Annotated in this window: 6 protein-coding genes; all 6 read left to right on the top strand. The window is 42.6% G+C overall.

Translation table 11 applies throughout. From position 1 onward, the window contains the following. Positions 1-359: 359 nt before the first annotated feature. A complete protein-coding gene (locus V7122_RS19575; protein WP_335528461.1) occupies positions 360-998 on the top strand; it encodes a TetR/AcrR family transcriptional regulator in 639 nt (212 codons plus the stop codon). 153 nt (positions 999-1151) lie between these two features. Then, positions 1152-2294: an acyl-CoA dehydrogenase gene (locus V7122_RS19570; protein ID WP_335528458.1), complete on the top strand. Its 1143-nt coding sequence runs from the start codon at positions 1152-1154 to the stop codon at positions 2292-2294. Between the two features lie 18 nt (positions 2295-2312). Next, positions 2313-3950, top strand: coding sequence for an AMP-binding protein (locus tag V7122_RS19565; RefSeq protein ID WP_335528455.1), 1638 nt, complete (start codon positions 2313-2315; stop codon positions 3948-3950). An 82-nt stretch (positions 3951-4032) separates the two neighbouring features. After that, positions 4033-5391, top strand: a complete 1359-nt coding sequence (locus V7122_RS19560) for an acetyl-CoA carboxylase biotin carboxylase subunit (protein ID WP_335528453.1) — start codon at positions 4033-4035, stop codon at positions 5389-5391. A 13-nt stretch (positions 5392-5404) separates the two neighbouring features. Then, positions 5405-5617 (top strand): acetyl-CoA carboxylase biotin carboxyl carrier protein subunit, encoded by a 213-nt coding sequence (locus V7122_RS19555; RefSeq protein WP_335488981.1) that lies wholly within the window; start codon positions 5405-5407, stop codon positions 5615-5617. Positions 5618-5713: 96 nt separating this feature from the next. Then, the gene (locus tag V7122_RS19550; protein WP_335528448.1) at positions 5714-6619 is read left to right on the top strand and encodes a hydroxymethylglutaryl-CoA lyase; all 906 of its coding nucleotides are present in this window, start codon (positions 5714-5716) and stop codon (positions 6617-6619) included. The last annotated feature ends 168 nt before the right edge of the window (positions 6620-6787 follow it).

Here is a 6787-nt window from a genome sequence, read left to right as displayed (position 1 = left end):
CGCCTTTCAAGGCTATTTCTAAAATTAGTGGTAATTTATTAGTAAAAATTCCTTTTTAAAAAATGACAAGTTTATTTTTTCCTTATTTATAAAAATTATTTAGAGTTGTTTTCAATAAAAGTAAATCTAGGAACATGCTGCATAATATCTATAAGGAAAGATCCTTCTTAATTCCTAATTTTTTATAAAATGGTATTACCGCAGCCATTCTGTCATATAACCAAAAAAATAATCCACCTTTGCAGCGACTTTAATTGTCCGACTCCATGTTGCTCTTTTCTGAATATTATCATCTTTTCTGAAATTTCAATTGATACTTCTAATCTGCTATGTTACTATTTTTTCAAAGGATGATGTATATGAAGAAGCTGCCACTCAAGGAAAGGATTGTTGAGACTGCACTCGTTTTGTTTGAAAAGCATGGCTACCATGGAGTGACGGTTGGCCAAATTGTTGATGAGTGCGGGACGTCTAAGGGAGGGTTTTACCACAATTTTAAATCGAAAGATGAATTGCTTTATCACATCCACGATATATTTATCTCCTATGTTCTCGATAAAGCCAGAGAAGCATATGATAATTTTGATACACCTGTTTCTCGTTTATGCGCCATCATTCAGTCTTTTACAAAAGTATTTGATTTATACAAACCTCATATTACCGTTTTTTACCAGGAAAGCACCTATTTAGTTGGAGATTTTTATCAGAAAATTAATGAAAAGCGTGATGAGTACCGGAAATTAATCGTACATGTAATAAAAGAAGGGCAGACAAGTGGCGATTTCCGCTCAGAAGTACCGGCTGAAATTTCTACGATGTCGATCATTGGTATGATCAACTGGACATACAAATGGTTTAGTAAAGAAGGTCCACTATCAATAGATGAGATTGCACTTGTATTTAATGACTTGATTCTTCATTCACTTTTAACGGAAAAGGGCATGAAGGATGATGCAGTCAAAACATATTTACTCAAAAGTCAGCCTATATCATTCTAGCTGGCTATTAAAAAACAAAGGACAGACCGACTAGTCGGTATTTTCAATTGGAACAGCCATAACAAAGACCCGCACAACATGATCCCAATTCGAAGCATTACCTATACTCTATACAGACCAACTGGTCGGTCTTTAAAAAGAGGAGGAAAAAACGTGAATTTCGAATTAACGAATGAACAGCAAATGCTTAAGGAAATGGTAAGGGATTTTGCAGAGAAAGAAATAAAGCCATACGCAAAAGAAGTGGATGAAACTTCACAAATGCGCTATGAAATTTTTAAAAAGCTGGGAGAGCTTGGTTTACTGGGCATTCCTTTTCCTGAAAAGTATGGCGGTGCTGGCGGGGATACGATCTCTTATATCATCGCAGTGGAGGAAATTGGAAGAGCATGTGGCGGCACTGGATTAAGCTATGCTGCAAACACTAGCCTCGGGGCAAGCCCAATATATTATTTCGGAACTGAGGAACAAAAGCAGGAATGGCTTGTGCCGATGGCGAAAGGTGAAACGATGGGTGCCTTTGGTTTGACGGAACCGAATGCTGGATCCGATGCAGGCGGAACAAGAACAAAAGCCGTGCTTGATGGTGACGAGTGGGTCATTAATGGAGAAAAATGCTGGATTACGAATGCTGGCTACTCTAGGCAAGTTATTGTAACCGCTGTCACGGGTAAAAAAGACAATGGCCGTAACATTGTCTCTGCGATTATTGTGCCAACTGATGCACCGGGTGTAAGGATTTCCTGTAATTATGACAAAATGGGTGTCCGCGGTTCCAATACATGTGAAATTGTTCTTGAAAATGTGCGAGTTCCGAGGGAGAACTTGCTTGGCGATGAGAAGAAGGGCTTCAGCCAATTTTTATATACGTTAGATGGAGGAAGGATTTCGATCGCAGCCCTTTCTGTCGGCATTGCGCAGGCTGCCTATGAGAAAGCCCTTCAATATTCAAAAGAAAGGCAGCAGTTCGGGAAATCCATTTCTAACTTCCAGGCGATCCAGTTTAAATTGGCGGATATGGCGATGGAGATTGAATTGGCCCGTAATATGGTTTACAAATCAGCATGGCTAAAGGATCAAGGTAAACCATTTGGAAAGGAATCCGCCTTTGCTAAGCTTTTCGCATCAGAAGCTGGTTTCCGCGTCTGCAACCAGGCAATCCAGATTCATGGCGGCTATGGCTATATGAAAGAATATGATGTTGAACGCCATTTGCGCGACATCAAATTAATGGAAATCGGGGAAGGCACGTCCGAAATCCATCGTTTGGTCATTGCACGCCATTTAGGATGTTAATAGGCAGGAGGAAATAAAATGACCGAATTGATCCGAAAAAGTGTAGGACAGCTTTTATCAGACCGAGCTAAGGAAATGCCAGACCATGATGCTCTTGTATATCCTGATCGGGGCCTCCGCTACTCATACTATGAATTCAATGCTGTATGTGAGCAGGTAGCAAAGGGCTTAATGGCACTTGGTATTCAAAAGGGAGAAAACGTTGCTGTTTGGTCGACAAATGTCCCGGAATGGGTAAGCCTGCAATTTGGCACAGGAAAGATGGGTGCTGTATTAGTCACGGTCAACACGAATTACCGCTCTTCAGAACTTGAATATCTATTAAAACAATCAGACAGTACTACACTCTTTTTAATTGAAGATTACAGAGGGAATTCTTATATCGACACCATTTATGAGCTGTGTCCAGAACTGAAAACATCTGAACCTGGAAAGCTTGAGTCGAAAAGACTGCCATTATTGAAGAACGTGATTATTCTTGGTGAAAAGAAGTACGATGGAGCCTACAACTGGTCCGATATCATTGACTTAGCTAGTCAAGTTACAGATGAAGAATTAAAGGAGAGAATGGCCACTTTGGAGCCAGATGATGTTATTAATATGCAATACACATCCGGCACCACGGGTTTTCCAAAAGGAGTCATGCTGACCCATAGTAACTTGACAAATAATGGTTATAACATTGCGAAGTGCATGGAGTTAACGAACCAGGATCGACTCTGTATTCCTGTTCCATTTTTCCATTGCTTCGGTTGTGTCATCGGGACGCTAGCCTGTGTCAGTGTTGGGGCAACGATGGTACCTGTTCAAGAATTCGACCCTGAAACGGTGTTGCGAACAGTTGAACAAGAAAAATGCACAGCACTTCACGGGGTACCGACAATGTTTATTGCTGAGCTCAATCATCTTAATTTTGCAAAATATGACCTTTCCACGCTTCGTACTGGGGTAATGGCTGGTTCCAATTGCCCGGTCGAAGTGATGAAAGCTGTTATGTACAAAATGAATATGACGGAAATTACGATTTGCTACGGTCAAACTGAAGCATCTCCGGTCATAACTCAGACTCGGACAGATGATCCGTTCGAGCTGCGGGTAGAAACGATTGGCAGAGCTCTTCCGAATGTAGAAGTAAAAATTGTGGAACCTGGAACGACCAACGAACTGCCGGCTAATCAACAAGGCGAGCTTTGCACGAGGGGCTACCATGTGATGAAGGGCTATTACAGGAATGAAGATGCAACGAGGGAGGCCATTGATGAAGATGGCTGGCTTCATACAGGTGATTTAGCTGTTATGGATGAAAATGGCTATTGCCGGGTTACAGGCCGCCTGAAGGATATGATTATCCGAGGTGGGGAGAACATCTATCCTCGGGAAATCGAAGAGTATCTTTATACCCATCCGAAGGTGCTTGACGCCCAAGTAATCGGGATTCCTGATGAGAAATACGGTGAAGAAGTAATGGCTTGGCTGATTTTGAAAGATGGCGAAACGGCAACTGCTGAAGAAATCAAGGAATATTTTAAAAACAAAGTGGCACGCCACAAGATTCCTAAATATATCAATTTTACGGATGCCTACCCTATGACTGCTTCCGGAAAAATCCAAAAGTTCAAGCTTCGTGAGCAGTCTATTAATCAATTAACCATTTGACGAAGTGCAAGGGGCAAGTGTCCCTACTGCATGTTTAGATCTATAAAAACGATTAACCTAGTAACCGAAAGGAGTGATGTTCTTGTTTTCAAAAATATTGATCGCAAACCGCGGCGAAATCGCTTTACGGGTGATTCGTACATGTCAAAAGCTTGGGATTAAAACTGTTGCCATTTATTCAGAGGCTGATGCTGATTCGCTTTTCGTTCGAAACGCAGATGAAGCCTATTGTGTGGGCAAGCCCCAAGTAAACCAGAGTTATTTAAATGTGGACGAAATAATTCGGGTTGCTAAAGAAAGTGGGGCAGAGGCCGTTCATCCAGGCTACGGACTTTTGTCGGAAAATGCGGCATTTGCAGCAAGATGCAAGAATGAAGGCCTTGTTTTTATCGGCCCAGCACCCGAAATTATTGCTTCAATGGGCAGCAAAATTGAAGCGCGCAAGATGATGAAGGAGGCGGGAGTGCCGATCATTGAAGGCATTAACACCCCTCTTGCAGACGAAGATGAAGCCAAATTGGCTGCCGAAAAAATTGGTTACCCTCTTATGCTGAAGGCATCTGCAGGCGGTGGCGGTATCGGAATGCAGCTCGTCCATTCGGAGGAGGAGCTTGTTAAAGCGTTCGCCGGTAATCAAAAGCGGGCAGAGTCCTTTTTTGGTAACGGGGCTATGTTTCTAGAAAAATATATTCCAGAGCCACATCATATTGAAGTTCAAATACTGGCTGATACGTATGGAAATGTTGTACCCCTTTGGGAGAGGGAATGCTCTATCCAACGCCGCAATCAGAAGGTAGTTGAAGAAGCACCGTCCCCTTTTATTAGCGAAGATACACGCTTGAAAATGCTGGATGCAGCTGTTTTAGCAGCAAAGCATATTGGCTATTCAAACGCAGGCACGATTGAGTTCTTAGTAGATAAAGAGCAAAATTATTATTTCCTTGAAATGAATACAAGATTGCAAGTTGAGCATCCGGTTACAGAAGAAATTACTGGCCTCGATCTTGTAGAGGAACAGCTGAAAGTGGCCGTAGGTAAACCGCTTTCTTTTACCCGTGAAGAGGTAATACGGAAGGGGCATGCCATTGAGGTCAGGATCTATGCAGAAGATCCAAACACCTTTTTCCCATCGCCTGGAAAAATAATCGAATTCCAGCTGCCGGACGGTGAAGGAATCCGGAATGAATGTGCAATTGAAGCAGGTTCTCAAGTGACACCCTTTTATGATCCGATGATTGCTAAATTGATAGCATGGGGTGAAACAAGGGATGAGGCTGCTGCACGAATGAAGACGGCCCTCGAAAATTATAAAATTGTTGGGATTAAGACAAATATCCCGATGCTGCTTAAAACTGTATCTCATGAGCAATTCTTATCAGGTTACACAACGACCCAATTTGTAAACGAATATTATTTACCGTTCATTACATCAACTAAGTGAGGAGAAATGACAAATGGCGAAAATCGAAGCAAGTATGGCAGGAAATGTGTGGAAGGTATTAGTTAAAGAAGGTGACGTGGTGAAGGCGGGTCAGGACGTAGTCATCCTCGAATCTATGAAAATGGAAATTCCGATTGCGGCTGAGGAAGATGGAATCGTGACAAAGGTCCATGCCCAGGAAGGGGAATTTGTAAACGACTCTGATTTGCTTGTAGAAACCGAGTAGGGTACAAGCTGATTATGATTGATTAAAGTCCACTGGGTTGCTATGCGAAATTAGAGTGGACTTTAAGAACGGTCATAAAAGCATCGAGGGGGTGAAATGTTGAAACTGCCAGAAAAAGTCACGATTAAAGAAGTAGGACCGCGGGATGGATTGCAGAATGAAAAAGTGCTTGTTCCAACGGAAGATAAGATCTCATGGATTAATTCGCTTTCAGAAACGGGGATTTCCTATATTGAGGTTAGCTCATTTGTTCACCCTAAATGGATTCCTCAGCTGGCTGATGCCTACGATGTACTTAAGACCATTAAAAGAAAACAGGGCGTCACTTATGCCGCCCTCGTTCCTAATCTTAAAGGGCTTGAACGTGCACTAGAAGCAGGTATCGATGAAGTGAGCGTCTTCATGTCCGCAAGTGAGGGACATAATCTAAGCAATATCAATAAGTCGATAGAAGAAACATACCCCATTCTTCAAGAAGTAGTTAAGGAAGCAAAACAAGCTGGAAAATCTGTCCGAGGCTATGTGTCTACGGTAATTGCCTGCCCGTATGATGGAGCCGTTGCCCCATCTAAGGTTAGGGAAGTTGCGGACCGACTGTTTTCAATGGGCATTGATGAGCTTTCGCTCGGTGAAACGATTGGGGTTGGTGTACCAAGTCAGGTGGAAGCCCTTTTGGAAGAGCTTTTGCCGCATTTCGATTCTGGAAAGCTTGCGATGCATTTCCATGATACAAGAGGAACGGCACTTGCCAACATAGTAAAATCCCTTGAAATGGGCATAACCATTTTTGACAGTGCGCTTGGCGGATTGGGCGGATGTCCTTATGCGAAAGGCGCGTCAGGGAATGTTGCTACGGAGGATTTGCTGTATTTGCTTCATGAAATGGGGATTGAAACAGGGATCAACCTTGAGCAACTTTTAAAATCGGCCCTGTTGATTGAAGGTACACTTGGAAAAAAATTAAAAAGTCGACAGATGGATATCTATCACGCTGGACGATAAGAGAGCTTCGTGTATATGACGAGCGTTTTGCTAGATTACAGGTGAAATGTGCGTACTATGGGAAGTTCATAGCGCTCGTTTTTCAAGGGACTAGGTTAAAACACGCACTATGAGGGGTTCATAACGCTCGTTTTTCAAGGGTCCAGGTGAAAACGCTCACTATGAAGT

The sequence above is a fragment of the Bacillus sp. JJ1532 genome (assembly GCF_036965085.1).
Taxonomy (GTDB): domain Bacteria; phylum Bacillota; class Bacilli; order Bacillales; family Cytobacillaceae; genus Cytobacillus.
This window is presented reverse-complemented; position numbering and strand designations above follow the sequence as displayed.